Genomic DNA, 21,965 nt, shown 5'->3' with positions numbered 1-21,965 from the left:
CTATGGGGAGAGGATTCGCCGCGGCGCTGGTCGCCGGTGTCAGCTTCATGGTGCCGGTGCTCATGGGATGGAGCGGGCCGGCGATCGTGGCGTGGAAGGGGGCGGGCGTCGCCCTGCTCGCCTTATGGGCAGCGCGCCGGGCCGCCGGCCCCGACGGCCGCCTGATCGCCGCGGTCATGGCGCTCGGCGCGGCGGGGGACGTGCTGCTGGAGGTCGCGGGGCTGGAGACGGGCGCGCTCGCCTTCCTCGCGGGGCATCTGATCGCAGTCGTTCTCTATCGCCGCAACGGTGCGCCGTGGCTTGCGATCCTCGCGGGCGGAATCGCGGTGGCGGGCGCGGCGTCGATGATCCTGCCCGATCCGGGCGTCGTGGCCTATGCGCTTGGCCTTGGCGCGATGGCCGGCGGCGCGAGCAGCGCGCGTTTCCCTCGCGCCATCGTCGCGCTGGGCGCGTGGCTGTTCGTCGTGTCCGATCTGCTGATCTTTGCGCGGCGGGGCGTGCTGGCGCACAGCATGCTGCCGCATCTGCTGGTCTGGCCGACCTATTTCGCCGGGCAGGCATTGATCGCCTGGGGCGTCGTCACGACCTTGACGGGTGATCGACATGACCACCGCGTTCACCATCGGCTATGAGGCCACGACCATGGCCGAATTCCTCGCCGCCCTGCAAGGCGCCGGCGTGCGGCGGGTTATCGACGTGCGCGCGCTGCCGCTGTCCCGCCGGCCCGGTTTCTCGAAATCCCCGCTGAGCGCCGAACTGGCGGGCGTCGGGATCGGCTATGTGCATCTGAAGGCGCTGGGCACGCCCAAGCGCGGCCGCGATGCGGCGAAGAGGGGTGACGTGGAAACACTGCGCGAGGTCTATGAAGGCCAGCTCGCCCTGCCCGAAGCGCAAGCCGCCGCGGCGCAGATGCGCGCGCTGATTCGGGAAGCGCCGTCCGCACTGCTGTGCTTTGAACGCGATCCATGCCATTGCCACCGCACCTTGCTCCTCGCTGCCGAGGGAAGGGATTTCGCCGTGGTCCACCTCGTTCCCGGAGTGATGCAATGACCCGCACGATGACCTTCGACGTGATCTCCGACGTGGTCTGCCCGTGGTGCGTGATCGGGCTGCTGGGGCTGGAGCGCGCGCTCGACGCGACCGGCGACGTCGTGGCGCCGGTGATCCGTCTCCAGCCGTTCGAGCTGAACCCGCACATGCCGCCGGGCGGCCAGGATATCGGCGAGCATCTGCGCGAGAAATATGGCCCGCGCGCGGACGGTGGCGGCGAGGTGCGGGAGCGTATCCGCTCGATGGCCGCCGCGCTGGGGTTCGAGATGGTCCGGCGGCCGGGCGCGCGTATCTACAACACGTTCGACGCGCATCGCCTGATCGAGCATGCGCAGCGCGAGGGCCACGGGTTGGCGGTCGCGCACCTGCTGTTCCGCGCGTATTTCACCGAGGGCCGTGATCCGGGCGACCCGTCGGTACTGATGGATGCGGCGCGCACGGCGGGGCTGGACGCGGGCGCCGCGCGCGGGGTGATCGAAAGCGGCACCTATGCCGCCGAGGTGCGCATCGCCGAGGATGAGTGGCGCGACAACGGCATCACCTCGGTGCCGACGATCATCGTCGACAAACGCTATGTCATCCAGGGCGCGCAGGAGCCCGCCGCCTATGAGCGCGCCATTCGTCGCATCGCGGCGGAGCAGCCGACGCCGGTTGGCTGAGGAGCTGCGGGATTGTCCCGATCGCGCTCGGGACGTTCGGCCCCGGTCAGCTGGAAGCCGCGCGCGGTGCGGGCCGATGCGCCGCGTGGTTGCAGCCGCGCCGCGCTGACCCTAGGGCGTGCGCATGGACGAAGAAGACCCGCTCGGCCCGCTCGACCCCGATTTCGCCGCCGCGTTCGTGCGCGATCTGCGCCGGCCGCCATGCCAGCTTTACCTCATCTCGCCGCCCGATGTGTCGGGCGGGTTCGGCGACCGGCTGGCGCGCGCGCTAGATGCCGGGCCGGTGGCGGCCTTCCAGTTCCGCGTGAAGGACGTGGACCAGCATCAGGCGGCGAAGCTGGCCGAGCCGCTTCAGCGCATCTGCGCGGATCGGGAGGTGGCGTTCATCGTCAACGATTCGATCAGCCTCGCCAGGCGGCTGGGCGCGGACGGGGTGCATCTCGGGCAGGACGATGGCGATCCGCGTGAGGCGCGCACGGCACTTGGCCCGAATGCGCAGATCGGCGTGACCTGCCACGACAGTCGCCATCTCGCGATGGAGGCGGGCGAGGCGGGGGCCGATTATGTGGCGTTCGGCGCCTTCTATCCCACGAATACCAAGGAGGTCCGGCATCACCCGGAGCCGGTGATCCTCTCCTGGTGGTCCGCCCTGTTCGAGCTGCCATGCGTCGCGATCGGCGGGATCACCCCGGCGAACGCGGCGCCGCTGGTGGCGGCGGGCGCTGACTTCGTGGCGGTCAGCAACGCCATATGGGGCGGAGACGAGGCGGCGGCGGTGCGCGCGTTCGCCGGGGTGCTGGGCGCGGCCTGACCTTCCGCCGTCTTGCCGGACGACGCTTGTCACGCTAGATCGCGCGGCATCGGAGCCGGCAACGGCTCCTCGCGCTCTTTCAAACAGGTCAAGATCCATGAAGATCAGCGGCGTGGACATCCGTCCCGGCAATATCATCGAATATGAAGGCGGCATCTGGCGCGCCGTGAAGATTCAGCACACCCAGCCCGGCAAGGGCGGCGCCTATATGCAGGTGGAGCTGAAAAACCTGCGCGACGGGCGCAAGAACAACGTCCGCTTCCGCTCCGCCGAGACGGTCGAGCGCGTGCGGCTCGATACCAAGGATTTCCAGTTCCTGTTCGCCGAGGGCGACGGGCTCGTCTTCATGGACAAGGACACCTACGATCAGGTGACGCTGCCGCGTGATCTGCTCGGCGATGCCGCCGCCTTCCTGCAGGACGGGATGGACGTGGTGATGGAGCTTTACGACGAAGAGCCGATCAGCGTGCAATTGCCCGATACGATCGAGGCGACGATCGTCGAGGCCGATGCGGTGGTGAAGGGGCAGACCGCCTCGTCCAGCTACAAGCCCGCGATCCTCGACAATGGCGTGCGCATCATGGTGCCGCCGCATATCGCCAGCGGCACCCGCATCGTGGTCGACGTGTACGAGCAGACCTACGTCCGCCGCGCCGACTGATTTGAAGTTTGCCCCTCCCGCCGGCGGGAGGGGGGAGTAAGTTACAATGCCATCCCATTCCGGTCTGTTCACTGTGGTCGAGCGCGCCGCGCGCAAGGCCGCGCCGCGCCTGCGCCGCGATTTCAACGAGGTGCAGCAGCTTCAGGTGAGCCGCAAAGGGCCGGCCGACTTCGTCTCGATGGCCGATCAGCGTGCCGAGCAGACCATTTATGAGGAGCTGTCCAAGGCGCGGCCCGACTGGGGCTTCGTGATGGAGGAGCGCGGCGAGATCGCCGGCGATCCGAACAAGCCGCGCTTCATCGTCGATCCGCTCGACGGCACCTCTAACTTTCTCCACGGCATCCCGCATTTCGCCATCTCGATCGCGGTCGAGGAGCCGATGCCGAATGGCAAGCGGGAGGTGACGACGGCGCTCGTCTATCAGCCGCTGACCGATGAGAGCTTCTGGGCGGAGAAGGGGCGCGGCGCCTGGGTGCAGTCCGAGCGGCTGCGCGTTTCGGCGCGGCGGGATCTGTCCGACGCGCTGGTCGCCACCGGCATCCCGTTCATGGGGCATGGCGATTTCGTCCAGTGGACGCGCATCTTCGGCGCGGTCGCGCCGCAGGTGGCCGGCATCCGCCGGCTCGGCTCGGCCGCGCTGGATCTTGCCTGGGTGGCGGCCGGGCGGTTCGACGCTTATTGGGAAAGTGATCTCAATATCTGGGATGTCGCCGCCGGGATGTTGCTGGTGAAGGAAGCGGGCGGCTTCGTCACGGATTTCCGCGGGGGTGATCGCCCGATCGAACGCAACGAATATCTTGCCGCCAATGATGCGCTTCATTCGAAGCTGCACAAGCTGGTTGCCGGCGCGCTGCGCTAGGATCGGTCGCGAATTTTTCGTTCCGTGCGCGGAGCATGTGGCGGAAATCGCGGGAAAACCGTGTAGTTGCGATTCATTCTCACCGCTGCGGCGCTTGCCGGGGCGAACCCATCCGCCTAAAGCGCCTCCATTAGTTTTCGCACATGCGAGATGCCCGTGGTCGACCTGTCACAATATCTGCCGATCCTTCTGTTTCTCGGCGTCGCGCTCGTGCTTTCCAGCGCGTTCGTGTTCCTGCCGATGATCGTCGCACGCCTGACGGGCGCGCATAATCCGACGCCCGAAAAGCTTTCGGAATATGAGTGCGGCTTTCCTGCGTTTGAGGATTCGCGCGCGCAGTTCGACGTGCGTTTCTATCTCGTCGCGATCCTGTTCATCATCTTCGATCTGGAGGCCGCGTTCCTCTATCCGTGGGCGGTGAGCGTGTTCTCGCTCGGCTGGACGGCGTGGATCAGCATGATGATCTTCATTGGCGAGCTTGCGCTCGGCCTTGCCTATGCCTGGAAGAAGGGGGCGTTGGATTGGGAATGAGCATCTCCAGCCCGGTCGAACTGCTGCGTGATCCCAGCGGGCAGGCCGTCGTGCCGCCCGATCAGGGGTTCTTCGATGGCCTGAACGGCGAACTCACCGACAAGGGGTTTCTCGTCACCTCGACGGAGGAGCTGTTCCAGTGGGCGCGGACCGGCAGCCTGTGGTGGATGACGTTCGGCCTCGCGTGCTGCGCGGTCGAGATGATCCATGTCAACATGCCGCGTTACGATCTGGAGCGGTTCGGCGCCGCGCCGCGCGCGTCGCCGCGCCAGTCGGACGTGATGATCGTGGCGGGCACGCTCTGCAACAAGATGGCGCCGGCGCTCCGCAAGGTCTACGATCAGATGTCGGAGCCGAAATACGTCATCTCGATGGGCAGCTGCGCCAACGGCGGCGGCTATTATCACTACAGCTACAGCGTAGTCCGCGGCTGCGACAGGATCGTGCCGGTGGACATATATGTCCCCGGCTGCCCGCCGACCGCTGAAGCGCTGCTCTATGGCATCATGCAGCTCCAGCGGAAGATCCGCCGCAGCGGGAGCATCGAGCGATGAGGGCGCCGGCGCCGGCATTTGCGGCCGATCTGAACGGCGCGACGATTGATGCGGCGCGGGCGGCGCTCGGTTCCGCGCTGCTCGATGCGCGCGACGCGGTGGGCGAGGTTTCGCTTTTCGTGACACGCGAGGGGCTTGTCGACGCAATGATCGCGCTGCGCGACACGACGGGGCTAGAATATCAGCAGCTCATGGAAATCGCCGGGGTTGATTTTCCGGACCGTGAGGAGCGGTTCGAAGTCGTCTACTGCCTGCTCTCGCTGACGCGCAATCACCGCATCCAAATACATGTTTCAGCGACCGAAGACGCGCCTGTGCCGTCGGTCACCGACATCTGGCCGGTCGCCGGCTGGCTCGAGCGGGAAGTGTACGACATGTACGGTGTGCTGTTCGCGGGGAATCGCGATCTGCGCCGCATCCTTACCGACTATGGTTTCCGTGGCCATCCCCAGCGCAAGGATTTTCCGCTCTCGGGCTTCGTCGAGCTGCGATATTCCGAAGAGGCGAAGCGCGTCGTCTATGAGCCCGTTCAACTGGCGCAGGATTTCCGGACGTTCGATTTCATGAGCCCATGGGAGGGCGCGGAATATGTGCTGCCGGGCGACGAGAAGGGCAGGCTGCCAGAAGCCAAGGGCGCGCCCACGGCGCTGAATGCCGACCAGATCGCCAAGGCTGACGCCGCCGAATCCGGCAAGGCGCAACCGGCGGCCACGCCGAAATCCACCCAGTCGCCCGCCGAAACGGGGGCAGGCAAGCCGCATCCGAATGCGGCCGAAGACAAGGGAGCGGAGAAGTGACCGACACCCTGACGACCGATCCCGCGCTCGAAAAGATGCTGCACGAAACGGATGCCGCGCACCCCGACGCGGGCGATGTCGCGATCCAGAATTACACGATCAACTTCGGCCCACAGCATCCGGCGGCGCACGGCGTGCTGCGTCTTGTCATGGAACTGGACGGCGAGATCGTCGAACGTGTCGATCCGCATATCGGTCTGCTCCATCGCGGCACGGAAAAGCTGATCGAATACAAGACTTACGCCCAGGCGCTGCCTTATTTCGACCGGCTCGATTATTGCTCCCCGCTGGGCATGGAGCACAGCTTCGTGCTCGCGGTAGAAAAGCTGCTCGATCTGGAGGTGCCGGCCCGCGCGCAGTATCTGCGGACCTTCTTCGCCGAACTGACCCGCATCTCTAACCATATGCTGAACCTGGGTTCGCATGTGATGGACGTCGGCGCGATGACGCCGAACCTGTGGCTGTTCGAAATCCGCGAGGATTGCCTGAACTTCTTCGAGCGAGCGTCCGGCGCCCGGATGCACTCGAACTATTTCCGGCCCGGCGGCGTCCATCAGGATGTGCCGCTCAAGCTGCTGACCGACATCGCGGACTGGCTCGACACGCGCCTGCCGCGCCTGTTCGAGGATGCGATCAGCCTCGTCGCGGACAATCGCATCTTCAAGCAGCGCAACGTCGATATCGCGACGGTCAGCCGTGACGATGCGATCAAATGGGGCTTCTCCGGCCCGATGATCCGGGGCTCCGGCATCCCGTGGGATCTGCGCAAGTCGCAGCCCTACGATGCCTATGCGAAGATGGATTTCGAGGTGCCGGTCGGCACGCGCGGCGATTGCTATGACCGGTTCATGGTCCGTGTTGAGGAAGTGCGCCAGTCCGCGCGGATCATGCGGCAGTGCCTCAACGATATGCCGGACGGGCCGGTCGCGAGTTTGGATCGCAAAGTGGTGCCGCCGAAGCGCGCCGAGATGAAAAGCTCGATGGAAGCGCTCATCCACCACTTCAAGCTCTATACCGAGGGCTATCACGTCCCCGCCGGCGAAGTGTATGTCGCGACCGAAAGCCCGAAGGGCGAGTTCGGCGTATATCTCGTTTCCGACGGATCGAACAAACCCTATCGCTGCAAGATCCGCCCGACCGCGTTCAGCCATCTCCAGGCGATGGACATGATGTGCAAGGGCCACATGCTTGCGGATACGACCGCCATTCTCGGCGCGATGGATATCGTCTTTGGTGAATGTGATCGTTAATGGCTGACGCACCAGAAATTCCAGATGAGGCAGAGGTCCGCGCGCGCTGGGGCGCGTTCGCCTGGACCGAGGAGAATGCGAAGAAGCGGGACGAGATCCTCGCGCGCTACCCCAAGGGGCGCGAACAATCCGGCTCGATCCCGCTGCTCGATCTCGCTCAGCGACAGGTCGGCGCGGAGACTGATACGCAAGGGTGGCTGCCGATCCCGGTGATCGAGTTCGTCGCGCGCGAGATCGGCGTGCCTTACATGCGCGTGCTGGAGGTCGCCAGCTTCTACACGATGTTCAACCTGGCGCCGGTTGGCCGGTTCCATGTGCAGGTGTGCGGCACTACGCCCTGCATGTTGCGTGGCTCGGACGATGTGTTTGCGGCTTGCAAGAACAAGGGGCTCATCAAGGGCAAGACCACGCCCGATGGCCTGTTCACGCTAACCGAGGTGGAATGCATGGGCAATTGCTCGTCCGCCCCGATGGTGCAGGTCAATGACGACAATTACGAAGATCTGGATTACGATCGCACGATCGCCATTCTCGAGGCGCTGGAGCGTGGCGAACAGCCAAAGACCGGAACGCAGGAGCCGGGCCGCCATACCGTGGAGCCGCTGGGCGGCCCGACCACGCTGACCGCGATGGTGAGCGAGAACCACGATTACCGGCCCGAGTGGGGGAATGCCGCATGAGCGCGATCACCTCGCTGACCGACAAGGATCGCATCTTCACCAATCTCTACGGCTATCAGTCGTGGCGGCTCGATGCCGCGCGGGTGCGTGGGGATTGGGACAATACCAAGGCGCTGCTCGACCTCGGGCAGGACAAGATCATCGACGTCATCAAGGCGTCCGGCCTGCGCGGGCGCGGCGGGGCGGGCTTCCCCACGGGCATGAAATGGTCGTTCATGCCAAAGGAGCCGCGCGCCGATCGCCCGAGTTTCCTCGTCATCAACGCCGACGAATCCGAGCCTGGCTCGTGCAAGGATCGCGAAATCATCCGCCACGATCCGCACAAGCTGATCGAGGGCGCATTGGTCGCTGGCTTCGCGATGCGCGCGCGGGCGGCCTATATCTACATCCGCGGCGAATATATCCGCGAGGCTGAGACGCTGTTCGCCGCCGTGGCAGAGGCTTATGACGCCGGGCTGATCGGCAAGAACGCGGCCGGCTCCGGCTATGATTTCGACGTGTTCGTCCATCGCGGTGCAGGCGCCTATATCTGCGGTGAGGAAACCGCGATGCTGGAAAGCCTGGAGGGCAAGAAGGGCCAGCCTCGCCTGAAGCCGCCGTTCCCGGCCGGCGCGGGCCTTTATGGCTGCCCCACAACGGTGAATAACGTGGAGAGCATCGCGGTCGCGCCGACGATCCTGCGACGCGGGGCGGAATGGTTCTCCAGTTTCGGAAACGAGAACAACAAGGGCACCAAGCTCTTCCAGATCAGCGGCCATGTCGAAAAGCCATGCGTGGTGGAGGAGGCGATGAGCGTCTCCTTCCGCGAACTGATCGAGAAGCATTGCGGCGGCATCCGCGGCGGGTGGGATAATCTTCTCGCGGTGATCCCCGGCGGCTCCTCGGTGCCGTTGGTGCCGGCGAAGGAGATCATGGACTGCCCGATGGATTTCGATGGGCTGAAAGCGGTCGGCTCCGGCCTCGGCACCGCCGCTATCATCGTCATGGACAAATCCACCGACGTGATTCGCGCGATCAGCCGGCTTTCGTATTTCTACAAGCATGAAAGCTGCGGCCAGTGCACGCCGTGCCGTGAAGGGACCGGCTGGATGTGGCGCGTGATGGAGCGCCTGCGCACCGGCGATGCCGACATCGGCGAAATCGACATGCTTCAGCAAGTGACCAAGCAGGTGGAGGGCCACACGATCTGCGCGCTGGGCGATGCTGCCGCGTGGCCGATCCAAGGTCTTATCCGCCATTTCCGCCCCGAACTGGAACGTCGCATCAACGAGCGTAAGGGCGGCGATGCCGTCCGCATGCAGGAAGCTGCCGAATAATGCCCAAGGTCAAAGTCGACGGCGTAGAGATCGAGGTGCCGCAGGGCGCCACCGTGCTGCAGGCGTGTGAGCTTGCCGGCAAGGAGATCCCGCGCTTCTGCTATCATGAACGGCTCTCGATCGCGGGCAATTGTCGCATGTGCCTGGTCGAGGTGAAGCCCGGGCCGCCCAAGCCGCAGGCCTCTTGCGCGCTGCCGGCGGCGGACAATCAGGAAATTTTCACCAACACGCCGATGGTGAAGAACGCCCGCGAGGGCGTGATGGAATTTCTGCTTATCAACCACCCGCTCGATTGCCCGATCTGCGATCAGGGCGGCGAGTGCGATCTGCAGGATCAATCGATCGCTTATGGCCGTGGATCCTCGCGCTTTCATGAAAACAAGCGCGCGGTTACTGAGAAATACATGGGGCCGATCGTCAAGACGGTGATGACCCGTTGTATCCAGTGCACACGCTGCATCCGTTTTGCGGAGGAAGTGGCCGGCGTCGAGGAAATCGGCGCGCTTTACCGCGGCGAAAACATGCAGATCACCTCCTATCTGGAGGAGGCTGTCACCAGCGAGCTTTCCGGCAATGTGGTCGATCTGTGCCCTGTCGGCGCGCTCACCTCGAAGCCCTACGCGTTCGAGGCGCGCCCTTGGGAACTGAGGAAGACGCTTACCATCGACGTCATGGATGCGGTCGGCACCAACGTCCGCCTCGACAGCCGTGGCCGGCAGGTGCTGCGCTGCGTGCCGCGTATCAACGAGGACGTGAACGAGGAGTGGGCGACCGACAAGACGCGCCATGCGGTCGATGGGCTTGTGCGTCGCCGGCTCGATCGCCCGTTCGTGCGGCGCGACGGCAAGCTCGTGGAGGCGAGCTGGGACCAGGCGTTCGCGGCAATCGCAGACGTGACGAAGGAAGCAGGCGACAGCATAGCGATCGTTGCCGGCGATCTGATCGATTGCGAGACGATGTTCGCGGCCAAGGCGCTGGCGAAGTCGTTGGGTTCGTCGCTGCTCGAAGGCCGACAAACGGGAATGGACTACGATACGTCCAGCCTCGCGGCGGTGAATTTCAACAGCACGATCGCGGGAGTCGAGACGGCGGACGCGATCCTGCTGGTCGGCACCAACCTGCGCTGGGAAGCCAGCCTCGTGAACACCCGTGTTCGCAAGGCGATCAAGAAAGGCGCGAAGGTGTTTGCGGTCGGGCCTGAAACCGACCTTACCTACAAGGTCGAATGGCTGGGAGATGATCTGGGTGTGCTGGGCAAGTTGCCCGAAACACTGACCCAGACGTTCGCGAAGGCCGCTCGGCCGATGGTAATCGTTGGCGGCGGCGCGATGAAGGGCGCGCATGGCGCCGCGCTGGCGTTGATCGAGCCGCTTGGTCTCATCAAGGATGGCTGGAATGGTTTCAACGTCGTCCATATGGCAGCCAGCCGGATGGGCGGGCTGATGCTTGGTTATGCGCAGAAGGGCGGAATCTCCGACCTTTATGGCGCGAAGCTCTCCTTCTTCCTCGGTGCGGATGAGTGCGACTTCGGCAGGTTCGGGGGGTTCAAGGTCTATATCGGTCACCATGGTGACGCCGGTGCGCATCATGCGGATGTCGTGCTGCCGGGCGCAAGCTACGCCGAGAAGTCGGGTACTTGGGTTAACCTCGAAGGTCGCGTGCAGCGCGGCGAGCGTGCGGTGTTTCCGCCCGGCGATGCGCGTGAGGATTGGACGATCCTGCGCGCTCTTTCCGAGAAGCTCGGCAAGACACTGCCGTTTGACACGCTGGAAGAACTTCGGGCGGCGATGGCCGTGGACTGCCCCGATCTGGCGAACACTGGCCTGGTGACATTCCCGTGGAACCCGCCCGCGCTGACGGCACAGGCGGAAGGCGTGCTGGCCGGTTATCCGATAAAGGATTTCTACCTCACCAACGCCATCTGCCGGGCGTCACCGACGATGCAGCGCTGCTCGGCCGAGCTTGTGCATGGCGAGACCTTCGCGGAGGCGGCGGAGTGACCGAGTTTTTCCAGAACTTCAATTTTCTCGGAATCCCGGCATTGCACGTGGCGATGAGCTACGAGTGGGCATGGTTTCTCGCGACCATCATCGGAATTCTCGTCATCGCGCTTCCGCTGATGTTGGCCGTGGCGATGATCATCTACGCCGATCGCAAGATCTGGGCGGCGATGGCGCTGCGGCGTGGCCCGAACGTGGTGGGGCCGTTCGGTCTGCTCCAGTCGTTCGCGGACGGGTTGAAAGTCTTCCTTCAGGAAACGATCGTTCCGGCGGCGGCCAATCGCGGCCTATTCATTCTGGCGCCGATCATCACGTTCACGGTGGCGCTGATCGTGTGGGCGGTGGTGCCGTTTCAGGTTGGCGTGGTGCTGGCCGATATCAATGTCGGATTGCTCTATGTGCTCGCAGCGTCGTCGCTGGGGGTATACGGCATCATCCTGGCCGGCTGGTCGTCCAACTCGAAATATCCGTTCTTCTCGGCGATCCGCGCGGCGGCGCAGATGGTTAGCTACGAAGTCGCAATCGGCTTTATCCTGATCTCGATCGTGATGTGGGCGGGTACGTTCAACCTGACCGGCATCGTTGAGGCGCAGCGAGGCGTATTGGGGACGCCGATCAACGGCTTCTTCCTCAATCCCTTGCTGTTCCCGATGGCGGTGATGTTCCTCATCTCCTCGCTGGCGGAGACGCAGCGCGCGCCGTTCGATCTGACCGAGGCGGAAAGCGAACTGGTCGCAGGCTATCAGACCGAATATTCGTCGATGAGCTTCGCGCTCTATTGGCTCGGTGAATATGCCAACGTGATCCTGATGTGCACGCTGAACGCCACCCTGTTCTGGGGCGGGTATCTGCCGCCGCTGGATTGGGCGCCGCTATATGCCGTGCCGGGGATCATCTGGTTGTTCGCCAAGATCCTGTTCTTCTTCTTCGTGTTCAGCTGGGTGAAGGCGACGGTTCCGCGCTATCGCTACGACCAGCTGATGCGGCTGGGCTGGAAGGTTTTCCTGCCGGTTTCGCTGTTCTGGGTGTTCCTCGTTTCCGGTGTCCTGATGTGGCAGCGGGTAGGGTTTTGACGATGGGTATCGCGTCGACGATCAAGGCCTTCACGCTCTGGGAGTTCGTGAAGGCGCACGCCTTGACCTTGAGGTATTTTTTCAAGGCGAAGGCCACGATCAACTATCCGTTCGAGCGCAATCCGGTTTCCCCGCGCTTCCGTGGCGAACATGCGCTGCGCCGCTATCCGAACGGCGAGGAGCGTTGCATCGCGTGCAAATTGTGCGAGGCGGTCTGCCCCGCGCAGGCGATCACCATCGAGGCCGAGCCGCGCGACGACGGCAGCCGCCGCACCACGCGCTACGACATCGATATGACGAAGTGCATCTATTGCGGCCTCTGCCAGGAGGCGTGCCCGGTCGACGCGATCGTCGAGGGGCCGAACTATGAGTTCGCGACCGAGACGCGCGAGGAACTGATCTACGACAAGGCCAAGCTGCTCGACAACGGTGACCGTTGGGAGCGCGCGATCGCGGCCAATCTTGCCGCCGATGCGGCATACAGGTAGGCGCGCAGTGCATTCGGGGGCTTTCATGATTCTGACGGAGAACGGCCGGTGATACAGGCCTTCGCCTTCTATCTTTTTGCGATCGTCGTGCTGCTTTCGGGCGCGATGACGATCTCGTCGCGCAACCCGGTCCATTCGGTGCTCTGGCTGATCCTCGCGTTCTTCAACGCGGCGGGGCTGATGGTGCTGGTCGGCGCCGAGTTTATCGCGATGCTGCTCGTCATCGTCTATGTCGGCGCGGTCGCGGTGCTGTTCCTGTTCGTCGTGATGATGCTCGATATCGATTTCACCGAGCTGCGCGCCGGGTTCGTCCGTTATGCGGCGATCGGGCTGGCGCTCGCGGTGGCGCTGGTTTGCGAGATACTGATCGGCATCGGCGCGTGGAGCGCCGGGGGGATCGATCTCGCACGCCGCGCTGCGCCGGTGGAGGGATCGACGATCCCCAACATCCAGGCAATCGGCAATCTGCTGTACACGCGCTATCTGTTCGTGTTCGAGGGCGCCGGCCTGGTGCTGTTGGTAGCGATGATCGGTGCGATCGTGCTGACCCATCGCGAGCGCAAGGGCGTGAGGGTGCAGAATGTCGCGCGCCAGATCGCGCGACGGCCAGACGAAGCGACGCGTAATGTTCGGCCCGACGTGGGGCGGGGGGTGCAATTGTGAGCGGCTCTATCGGCCTCATCCACTATCTTGTCGTGGCGGCTATCCTTTTCACGATGGGCGTGCTGGGCATTTTTCTCAACCGCAAGAACATCATCGTCATCCTGATGGCGATCGAGCTGATACTGCTCGCGGTGAACATCAATCTCGTGGCTTTTTCTGCAGCGTTGCACGATCTTGTCGGGCAGGTGTTCGCGATGTTCGTGCTGACCGTCGCTGCTGGCGAAGCCGCGATCGGTCTGGCGATCCTCGTCATCTTCTTCCGCGGCCGCGGGTCGATCTCGGTCGATGATCCCAGCCGGATGAAGGGATAAAGCGTGACTTCGATCCTCTTCATCGTTTTCCTGCCGCTGCTGGCGGCGGCGATTGCCGGGCTGGGCAACCGTGCGCTCGGCAACACCGTCGCCAAATCGCTGACGACGGGCGCGCTTTTTGCCTCGTGCGCTTTGTCTTGGCCGATTTTCATCGGCTTCATGACCGGCGGCCTGAGCGCGAGCGTCACCCCGGTGTTGCACTTCATTACTTCCGGTTCGTTCGATGCGAGCTGGGCGCTGCGCGTGGACGCGCTGACGGCGGTGATGCTGGTCGTCATCACAACCGTGTCGGCACTCGTCCACCTGTATAGCTGGGGCTATATGGCGGATGACCCGGATCAGCCGCGCTTTTTCGCTTATCTCTCGCTGTTCACCTTCGCGATGCTCATGCTCGTGACCGCGGACAATCTGATCCAGATGTTCTTCGGCTGGGAAGGCGTAGGTCTCGCCAGCTACCTGCTTATCGGCTTCTGGTTCAAGAAGCCCAGCGCCAATGCCGCGGCGATCAAGGCGTTTGTCGTGAACAGGGTGGGCGATCTGGGTTTCATGCTCGGTATCTTTGGCACCTATCTGGTGTTCAACACCGTCTCGATCCCGGAAATTCTCCACGCCGCGCCTGGCATGGCCGGTTCGACGATCGGCTTTCTGGGGCACCGCTTCGATACGATGACAGTGCTCTGCCTGTTGCTGTTCGTTGGTGCGATGGGCAAGTCGGCGCAGCTCGGCCTGCACACCTGGCTGCCGGACGCGATGGAAGGCCCGACGCCGGTCTCCGCGCTGATCCATGCCGCAACGATGGTGACGGCGGGCGTGTTCATGGTTTGCCGCCTGTCGCCGATGTTCGAAACGTCGCAGACTGCGCTGCATGTGGTCACCGCTGTTGGAGCCGCGACCTGTATCTTCGCTGCGACGATCGGCACGACGCAGACCGACATCAAGCGCGTCATCGCTTACTCGACCTGCTCTCAGCTCGGCTACATGTTCTTCGCGGCTGGCGTCGGCGCCTACGGTGCGGCGATGTTTCACCTGTTCACGCATGCTTTCTTCAAGGCGCTGCTGTTCCTCGGCGCTGGCTCGGTGATCCACGCGATGCACCATGAGCAGGACATGCGCTATTACGGTGGGCTGCGCAGGCACATTCCGGTTACTTTCTTGGCGATGCTGCTGGGTACGCTGGCGATAACCGGGGTCGGTATCTACGGCGTAGGCGGGTTCGCCGGCTATCATTCCAAGGACGGTATCCTTGAAGCTGCCTGGGCGGCCGGCCAGCCGGGTGCATTCTGGACTGGAATCTTCGCGGCGCTGCTGACCAGTTTCTATTCGTGGCGGCTGATGTTCCTGACCTTCTGGGGCAAGCCGCGCTGGGCGCAGTCGGAGCATATCCAGCACGCGGTGCATGATGCGCACGGGCACGGGCATGGCCACAATCATGCCCACCACGATGCGCATGTCCACAGCGACGGCGACGGCACGGCCGGCTATCACCCGCATGAAAGCCCCCTCAACATGCTTATCCCGCTGATCGTGCTGTCGATGGGCGCGGTGGCGGCGGGCTTCGTGTTCCACGGCTGGTTCATCGAGCCGACGGCTGGCGAGCATTTCTGGCGCGGCGCGATCGCGTTCAACGAGCATCTGATGCACGCGATGCATGGCGTGCCAATCTGGGTGAAGCTGGCGGCCACGGTTGTGATGCTGCTCGGCTTCTCGGGCGCGCTCCTGGCGTACATCGTCCGCACGGACATCCCGGCGCGCTTCACCGCCACGTTCGAGGTGCTGTACGATTTCATCTATCACAAATGGTATTTCGACGAGCTGTACAATCTGCTTTTCGTCCGCCCCGCTTTCGCCATCGGCCGCCTGCTGTGGCACAAGGGCGATGAGGGAACGATCGATCGCTTCGGGCCGAATGGCTCGGCATGGGTGGTTCAGATAGGAAGTCGCGTCGCCTCCCGTGTTCAGACAGGGTATTTGTATACTTATGCGTTCGTCATGCTGATCGGGCTTACCGCCGCGGTCACCTGGGTCGTTGCGGGTTGAGGTGGGGCAGATGAACGGCTTTCCAATCCTCTCCGTTATGCTGCTGGTGCCCGCGCTGGCGGCGGTCGCGTGCCTGTTCCTGTCCGCACCGCAGGCGCGTCTGCTTGCGCTGGGGGCAACGCTCGTCAATCTCGCACTGGGCGTGCTGCTTTGGCTGAACTTTGATGTCGGTGGGGCGCAGTGGCAGTTTGTCGAGCATGCGCAGGTGTTCGGCCGGTTTGGCTGGTCGCTTGGTATCGACGGCTTCGCGCTGCTGCTGATCGAACTTTCGGTTTTTCTGATGCCGATCTGCATCGGAGCGTCGTGGGAGGCGATCGAAAAGCGCGTCCCGGAATATATGAGCCTGTTCCTGTTCACCGAAGTGCTGATGATCGGCACTTTCGCGGCGCAGGATCTGTTCCTGTTCTACATCTTCTTCGAGGCGGGCCTGATCCCGATGTATCTGATCATCGGGATCTGGGGGGGCGCGAACCGGATCTACGCGTCGTACAAGTTCTTTCTGTATACGCTGCTTGGCTCGGTCGTGATGTTCATCGCGATGCTCTACATGAGCATCACCGCGGGCACGACTTCGATCCCGGCGCTGATGGCATATGATTTCCCGCCGCATATACAGACCTGGTTGTGGCTGGCCTTCTTCGCATCCTTTGCGGTGAAAATGCCGATGTGGCCCGTTCACACCTGGTTGCCCGATGCGCACGTTCAGGCGCCCACCGCCGGGTCGGTGATCCTGGCCGGTGTGCTATTGAAGCTCGGCGGATACGGCTTTTTGCGTTTCTCCCTGCCGATGTTTCCGGAGGCATCGGCGCAGCTCGTCTGGCTTGTTTTCGGATTGTCCGCGGTGGCGGTGATCTACACGAGCCTGGTGGCGCTGGTGCAGTCGGACATGAAGAAGCTGATCGCCTATTCGTCGGTGGCGCATATGGCGATCGTCACGATCGGTCTGTTCGCGTTCAACGCGCAGGGCATCGAAGGCGCCATGATGGTGATGCTGGGCCACGGCCTGGTTTCCGGCGCGCTCTTCCTCTGCGTCGGCGTGATCTACGATCGGCTGCATACGCGAGAGATCTCCCGCTACGGTGGGCTTGCGATCAACATGCCGCGGTATGCGGTACTGTTCCTGCTGTTCACCATGGCGTCGATCGGTTTGCCGGGCACTTCGAACTTCGTCGGCGAGTTGCTCAGCCTTATGGGCACCTATCAGGTATCCACCACGATCACGCTGCTCTGCACCACCGGCATCATTCTGGGCGCTGCCTACATGCTCTATCTCTATCGCCGCGTAGTGTTTGGCGAGATCAAGTCTGATGATGTGCGCGCCATGCCGGATCTGTCGAAGCGCGAGCTGTGGTTGCTGGCGCCAATAGCGGCGGTGGTGATGTGGATGGGCGTCTATCCGGAAAGCTTCCTCGCGCCGATGCGCAAGGACACGCAGGCCCTGCTTGCGCGGATCGATCGTGCTAGGCCCGCCGGTGACTCACTGCCGACCAGGGGGAAGGTTGCAATTCCCGCCGCTCATGCCGAATCCGCCGCGCGTGGGGAGGCGCACTGATGAATTACGCCGCTCAACTCTCGATGACATTGCCGGAGGTGGTGCTGTCGCTGGGCGCCCTCGCGCTGATGATGGTCGCCGCCTGGACAGGTCCGAACGCGACGCGCGCGATCTCGTGGACCGCGGTGGCGGTGCTCGCAGGCGCGGGCATTGCGCTGGTCGGGCCCGCCTCGGCGGGGGGCAGCGCGTTCGACGGCATGTATCGCGCTGATGCTTTCGCGGCCTTCTCCAAGGCGCTGATCTACGTGGCGGCCGCTGTCGCGATCCTGCTTGCGCCGGGCTTCTTCCAGAGGACGGTCGGGGACGACTTGCGGCCAGAATATCCGGTGCTGATCCTGCTTTCGGCGGTCGGGATGGGTATCATGGTATCCGCCGCGGATATGCTTACCCTGTACGTCGGCCTCGAATTGCAGAGCCTGGCGGCTTATGTTCTGGCCAGTTTCATGCGGCGCGATGCACGATCGGCCGAAGCTGGGCTCAAGTATTTCGTGCTCGGCGCGCTGGCGAGCGGCATTCTATTGTATGGCATCAGCCTGGTCTACGGCTTCACCGGATCGACCCTGTTCGATGAGATTGCGGGCGCATATGCGGCTGCGCCGCTCACCGGCAGCGGCAAGTCATTGGGGCTGCTGTTCGGGTTGGTATTTGTATTCTCGGGTCTGGCCTTCAAGATATCCGCGGTGCCGTTCCACATGTGGACGCCCGACGTGTATGAGGGCGCGCCAACGCCGGTTACGGCTTTCTTCGCCTCCGCACCGAAAGTGGCCGGCATGAGCCTTGCCGTGCGCGTTGCGGTGGAGGCGATGGGCCCCGCGGATACGCAGTGGCGCCAGATCGTGATCGTCGCCGCGCTTCTCTCGATCCTGCTCGGGGCGGTAGCGGCGATCGGACAGAAGAACATCAAGCGGCTGCTGGCGTACTCCTCGATCAACAACGTCGGTTTCGCGCTTGTCGGCCTGGCCGCCGGTACGCCCGAAGGCGTTTCCGCCGTGCTTACCTACATGGCGATCTATATCGTCATGACGCTCGGCTCCTTCCTCGTCGTGCTCCAGATGCGGGATGCGGACGGCCAGCCGGTCGAGACGATCGCATCGCTGGCTGGTCTGTCACGAACACGGCCTGGCCTCGCGTTTGCGCTCGCCGTGTTCATGTTTAGCCTGGCGGGCATTCCGCCGCTATTCGGCTTCTACGCGAAGTTCGCGGTATTCTACGCGGCGGTGGCCGCTGGCCTGTTCCCGTTGGCTGTGGTCGGCATCGCGATGAGCGTGATCGGCGCTTATTATTATCTGCGCGTCGTCAAGACGATGTATTTCGACGAGCCCGTCGGTGAGTTCGGCCCCGGCGACAGATTGGAGGGCGGGCTAATCGCGCTAACGGCCGCGCTGGTATCGCCGCTCGGGTATCTCGCCATCCCGCTACTCGGCGGCTGGACGACGGCGGCGGCGAAGGCGCTGTTCTGACGCATATCATTACCGTTTCTGAAACGGGGTCCACCAACACCGACCTCCTCGATCTCGCCGCGAACGGGGCTGAGGAGGGCCTTTGGCTTCGTGCAGAGCGGCAACTCGCCGGCCGCGGGCGTCAGGGGCGGTCATGGGAATCCCCGGTTGGCAATCTTTACGCGTCCTCGCTGGTCAGGCTTCGCCCCGGCGATCCTGCGGCCGCCTCGCTGGCTTTGGTCGCGGCCGTGGCACTGGAAGAGGTGATTGCGCGGCTTGCGCCACGTGTCACCATGCTAAAATGGCCGAACGACCTGCTCGTTTCCGGTGCGAAGCTTTCCGGTATTCTGCTGGAGCGGATGGGCGATAATGTGGTGGTGGGGATCGGTGTGAATGTCGCGCACCATCCCGATCTTGCCGACCGCGCCGCCACCAGTCTTGCGGCAGAGGGGGTGGCGATCACGCCGATGGCACTGCTGGAGCGTCTGACGGGGATGTTTGCCGCGTGGCTCGGCATCTGGCGCGCGCAGGGGCTGGCGCCGGTTGTCACGCGGTGGCTGGAACGCGCGCACGCGACCGGCACGCCGCTGATCGCGCGGCTGGCAGATGGTTCTGCCATGGATGGCACGTTCGAGACCATGGCAAGCGACGGCGCGCTCGTCCTGCGCTTGGCGGATGGCTCGACCCGTGTCATCCACGCCGGCGACGTGTTTCTGGTTTGAAAGGAAAGAGGATGCTGCTCGCGATCGATGCCGGGAACACCAATGTCGTGTTCGCCCTGGTCGAGGATCGCGCGATCAGAGCTCGCTGGCGGATCGCCACCGATGCCCGCCGAACGGCAGACGAATATGCTGTATGGCTCAATCAGTTGCTGATGCTTGAGGGTTATGACCGCAAGGTGATCGACGCGGTCATCATCTCCACTGTGGTTCCGCGCGCGCTTCATAACCTTCAGGTGCTGTCGACAAAGTATTTCGGGCGTGAGGCGATGATCGCCGGCCGTCCCCCGGTAGAATGGGGTATCGCGATCGACGTTGACGAACCCCAGTCGCTGGGTGCGGATCGCGCGGTGAATACGATCGCGGCCCATGCATTGCATCAGGGTGACCTGATCGTCATCGATTTCGGTACCGCTACTACTTTCGACTATTCGGACTATACCGGCGCGTACAAGGGCGGAATAATCGCGCCGGGCATCAACCTGTCGCTGGACGCCCTGTTCAACGCCGCCGCCAAGTTGCCCCGCATCGCGATCGAGGCGCCGCGCGACGATGTCGGTGTGATCGGTCGCAATACAGTCGATCAGATGAACATCGGCATCTATTGGGGCTACATCTCGATGATCGAGGGGCTCGTGGCGCGGATGAAGGCGGAGGTGGGGCGGCCCGTGAAGGTGATCGCCACGGGGGGGCTCGCCACCCTGTTCGAACAGCATACCGAAGCGTTTGATGCGATCGAGCCGGATCTCACCATTCAGGGGCTGGCGATCATGTGGGAACGCGCCCATAATCAGTGAACGATGCGCCCCTATGAAAGCCGGCGCGCCCGGCCCGACCAGCTGCATGGCGGCTTGGGGCACCCAGTTAGGATCAAGATGACTCCCGGTAACGAACTTCTTTTCTGCGCGCTCGGCGGTTCGGGCGAAATCGGCATGAACGTCAACCTCTACGGCACCAAGGGCAAGTGGCTCATGGTCGATATGGGCGTGACGTTTGCCGATCACAGCTATCCTGGCATCGATCTCGTGCTGCCGGATCTTTCCTTCATTGAGGAACGCCAAGGGGAACTGGCGGGGATCGTCCTCACCCACGGGCATGAGGATCATATCGGCGCGTTGCCGTATCTTGCGCAGGATCTGGGCGTGCCGCTGTATGCGACGCCTTTTACCGCCGGGCTGATCCACGGCAAGCTGGAGGAGGAGCGGATCGCAGGCAGCGTCGATCTTCGCGTCATCCAGCCGCGCGAGCGCTTCGCGGTCGGTCCATTCGATATTCGCTTCGTGCCGCTGGCTCATTCAATCCCGGAGGCGAACGCGCTGGAGATCATCACTCCGCACGCCCGCGTGTTCCATACCGGCGACTGGAAGCTGGATCCCCGGCCTGTGATTGGCAAGCCGGCCGGCGAGGATGAACTGCGCGCGATCGGCGATGCCGGGATCGACGTGCTGGTGTGCGATTCCACCAATGTCTTCAACGCAGAGGCGTCCGGCTCCGAAGAGTCGGTGCGGCGCGGGCTGACGGAAACGGTGGCGAAGGCGCGCAGCCGCGTGCTGGTGACGAGCTTCGCTTCGAACGCCGCGCGTCTCCATACGCTGGGCGAAGTCGCGAAGGAGACCGGGCGCAAGCTGTGCGTCACCGGGCGCTCGCTCGACCGGATCATCAGAGTGGCCAAGACATGCGGCTATCTGCGCGATTTCCCGGAAACGGTTGATGTCGACACCGCGATGCGGCTGCCGCGCGATCGTGTCCTGATCGTTGCGACCGGCGGTCAGGGGGAGGCGCGTGCCGCGCTGTCGCGTATCGCGGAGGGGACCCATCCCGTTTCGCTCGACGCCGGCGATACGGTGATCTTCTCGTCCAAGCAGATCCCCGGCAATGAAGTCGCGATCGGCCGCATCCAGAATATCCTCGCCGGGCGCGGGGTGGAGATGGTCACCGAGAAGCAGGCGCATGTTCATGTCTCGGGCCATCCCGGGCGCCCCGAACTGGCGGCGATGTATGATTGGATCAGGCCCAACGTGCTCGTGCCGGTGCATGGCGAAATGCGGCACCTGATGGAGCAGGCTCGCTTCGGACTGGCACAGGGCATTCCGCGCGCCCTGGTGCAGACCGATGGCGATATCGTACGCCTGGCGCCGGGTGCACCGGAAAAGCTGGGTCACGCCTTGGTGGGGCGACTGGTGCTCGACGGCGATGTGATCCTGCCTGCCGATGGGATCACGATCAACGAGCGCCGGAAGCTGGGGGTCAATGGCCAGATATCTGTCGCTGTCGCGGTTACGCGTGAAGGGCGGCTCGCCGGATCGCCGCAGGTTCGTGCGCAGGGAGTTCCGGTCGAGGATGAGCGCGAGCCCTTCCTTGCGGAGGCCGGGGAAGCGGCTGCCGAGGCTGTGCGCGGCGCGACGGGCAACCGCGATCGACTGCGCGAGAATGTCCGCCTCGCGGTGCGCCGCGTCGCGACGCGCTGGACGGGCAAAAAGCCGATCGTCGATGTGTTGATCGTGGAGGTCTGAAG

General features: G+C 63.8%; 23 protein-coding genes. All 23 read left to right on the top strand.

Translation table 11 applies throughout. The features are described 5' to 3' along the window. The first annotated feature begins 2 nt into the window (after positions 1–2). The 23 genes from FFS35_RS06920 (at position 3) to FFS35_RS06810 (ending at position 21,963) form a co-directional block, all read left to right on the top strand. Entirely contained in the window at positions 3–632 is a 630-nt protein-coding gene (locus FFS35_RS06920) for a lysoplasmalogenase family protein (protein WP_137786398.1), read from the top strand. Next, positions 604–1,050, top strand: a complete 447-nt coding sequence (locus FFS35_RS06915; protein WP_137786397.1) for a DUF488 domain-containing protein — start codon at positions 604–606, stop codon at positions 1,048–1,050. Before FFS35_RS06920 ends, FFS35_RS06915 begins: the two co-directional genes overlap by 29 nt. After that, positions 1,047–1,709, top strand: a complete 663-nt coding sequence (locus FFS35_RS06910) for a DsbA family oxidoreductase (protein WP_137786396.1) — start codon at positions 1,047–1,049, stop codon at positions 1,707–1,709. Before FFS35_RS06915 ends, FFS35_RS06910 begins: the two co-directional genes overlap by 4 nt. Positions 1,710–1,833: 124 nt before the next feature. Beyond that, on the top strand, positions 1,834–2,520 hold the full coding sequence (thiE, locus tag FFS35_RS06905) for a thiamine phosphate synthase (protein ID WP_137786395.1): 687 nt from the start codon (positions 1,834–1,836) through the stop codon (positions 2,518–2,520). 97 nt (positions 2,521–2,617) lie between these two features. After that, positions 2,618–3,181 (top strand): elongation factor P, encoded by a 564-nt coding sequence (gene efp / locus FFS35_RS06900; protein ID WP_137786394.1) that lies wholly within the window; start codon positions 2,618–2,620, stop codon positions 3,179–3,181. Between the two features lie 46 nt (positions 3,182–3,227). Then, entirely contained in the window at positions 3,228–4,040 is an 813-nt protein-coding gene (locus tag FFS35_RS06895; RefSeq protein WP_137786393.1) for an inositol monophosphatase family protein, read from the top strand. Between the two features lie 156 nt (positions 4,041–4,196). Continuing rightward, entirely contained in the window at positions 4,197–4,571 is a 375-nt protein-coding gene (locus FFS35_RS06890; RefSeq protein WP_137786392.1) for an NADH-quinone oxidoreductase subunit A, read from the top strand. Beyond that, on the top strand, positions 4,568–5,125 hold the full coding sequence (locus FFS35_RS06885; protein WP_137786391.1) for an NADH-quinone oxidoreductase subunit B: 558 nt from the start codon (positions 4,568–4,570) through the stop codon (positions 5,123–5,125). Before FFS35_RS06890 ends, FFS35_RS06885 begins: the two co-directional genes overlap by 4 nt. Then, the gene (locus FFS35_RS06880) at positions 5,122–5,922 is read left to right on the top strand and encodes an NADH-quinone oxidoreductase subunit C (protein WP_137786390.1); all 801 of its coding nucleotides are present in this window, start codon (positions 5,122–5,124) and stop codon (positions 5,920–5,922) included. Before FFS35_RS06885 ends, FFS35_RS06880 begins: the two co-directional genes overlap by 4 nt. A gap of 35 nt (positions 5,923–5,957) precedes the next feature. After that, a complete protein-coding gene (locus FFS35_RS06875; RefSeq protein WP_137786493.1) occupies positions 5,958–7,172 on the top strand; it encodes an NADH-quinone oxidoreductase subunit D in 1,215 nt (404 codons plus the stop codon). Continuing rightward, positions 7,172–7,852 (top strand): NAD(P)H-dependent oxidoreductase subunit E, encoded by a 681-nt coding sequence (locus tag FFS35_RS06870; RefSeq protein WP_137786389.1) that lies wholly within the window; start codon positions 7,172–7,174, stop codon positions 7,850–7,852. Before FFS35_RS06875 ends, FFS35_RS06870 begins: the two co-directional genes overlap by 1 nt. Beyond that, positions 7,849–9,168, top strand: coding sequence for an NADH-quinone oxidoreductase subunit NuoF (nuoF, locus tag FFS35_RS06865; protein ID WP_137786388.1), 1,320 nt, complete (start codon positions 7,849–7,851; stop codon positions 9,166–9,168). Before FFS35_RS06870 ends, nuoF begins: the two co-directional genes overlap by 4 nt. Further along, positions 9,168–11,168, top strand: a complete 2,001-nt coding sequence (nuoG, locus tag FFS35_RS06860; protein WP_137786387.1) for an NADH-quinone oxidoreductase subunit NuoG — start codon at positions 9,168–9,170, stop codon at positions 11,166–11,168. The genes nuoF and nuoG overlap by 1 nt, the downstream gene beginning before the upstream one ends. Next, on the top strand, positions 11,165–12,241 hold the full coding sequence (gene nuoH, locus FFS35_RS06855) for an NADH-quinone oxidoreductase subunit NuoH (RefSeq protein WP_137786386.1): 1,077 nt from the start codon (positions 11,165–11,167) through the stop codon (positions 12,239–12,241). Before nuoG ends, nuoH begins: the two co-directional genes overlap by 4 nt. A gap of 2 nt (positions 12,242–12,243) precedes the next feature. Then, a complete protein-coding gene (gene nuoI, locus FFS35_RS06850; RefSeq protein ID WP_137786385.1) occupies positions 12,244–12,729 on the top strand; it encodes an NADH-quinone oxidoreductase subunit NuoI in 486 nt (161 codons plus the stop codon). Positions 12,730–12,777: 48 nt separating this feature from the next. After that, positions 12,778–13,392 (top strand): NADH-quinone oxidoreductase subunit J, encoded by a 615-nt coding sequence (locus tag FFS35_RS06845; protein ID WP_137786384.1) that lies wholly within the window; start codon positions 12,778–12,780, stop codon positions 13,390–13,392. An 8-nt stretch (positions 13,393–13,400) separates the two neighbouring features. Beyond that, positions 13,401–13,703 (top strand): NADH-quinone oxidoreductase subunit NuoK, encoded by a 303-nt coding sequence (gene nuoK, locus FFS35_RS06840; protein ID WP_137786492.1) that lies wholly within the window; start codon positions 13,401–13,403, stop codon positions 13,701–13,703. A gap of 3 nt (positions 13,704–13,706) precedes the next feature. Then, positions 13,707–15,740, top strand: coding sequence for an NADH-quinone oxidoreductase subunit L (nuoL, locus tag FFS35_RS06835; RefSeq protein WP_137786383.1), 2,034 nt, complete (start codon positions 13,707–13,709; stop codon positions 15,738–15,740). Between the two features lie 10 nt (positions 15,741–15,750). After that, the gene (locus FFS35_RS06830) at positions 15,751–17,292 is read left to right on the top strand and encodes an NADH-quinone oxidoreductase subunit M (protein WP_137786382.1); all 1,542 of its coding nucleotides are present in this window, start codon (positions 15,751–15,753) and stop codon (positions 17,290–17,292) included. After that, positions 17,292–18,752 carry an NADH-quinone oxidoreductase subunit NuoN gene (nuoN, locus tag FFS35_RS06825; RefSeq protein ID WP_137786381.1) on the top strand — a complete coding sequence of 487 codons (1,461 nt, stop codon included), beginning with the start codon at positions 17,292–17,294 and terminating at the stop codon, positions 18,750–18,752. The genes FFS35_RS06830 and nuoN overlap by 1 nt, the downstream gene beginning before the upstream one ends. 5 nt (positions 18,753–18,757) lie before the next feature. Continuing rightward, the gene (locus FFS35_RS06820; RefSeq protein ID WP_137786380.1) at positions 18,758–19,453 is read left to right on the top strand and encodes a biotin--[acetyl-CoA-carboxylase] ligase; all 696 of its coding nucleotides are present in this window, start codon (positions 18,758–18,760) and stop codon (positions 19,451–19,453) included. Positions 19,454–19,464: 11 nt separating this feature from the next. After that, positions 19,465–20,247 (top strand): type III pantothenate kinase, encoded by a 783-nt coding sequence (locus FFS35_RS06815; RefSeq protein WP_137786379.1) that lies wholly within the window; start codon positions 19,465–19,467, stop codon positions 20,245–20,247. A gap of 78 nt (positions 20,248–20,325) precedes the next feature. Next, positions 20,326–21,963, top strand: a complete 1,638-nt coding sequence (locus FFS35_RS06810) for a ribonuclease J (protein WP_137786378.1) — start codon at positions 20,326–20,328, stop codon at positions 21,961–21,963. The last annotated feature ends 2 nt before the right edge of the window (positions 21,964–21,965 follow it).

Source organism: Sphingomonas sp. 3P27F8, assembly GCF_005502745.1.
Classification (GTDB): Bacteria; Pseudomonadota; Alphaproteobacteria; order Sphingomonadales; family Sphingomonadaceae; genus Sphingomonas.
Note: the sequence above shows the minus strand (reverse complement) of the source record. Positions and strands in the feature narration are given on the sequence as shown.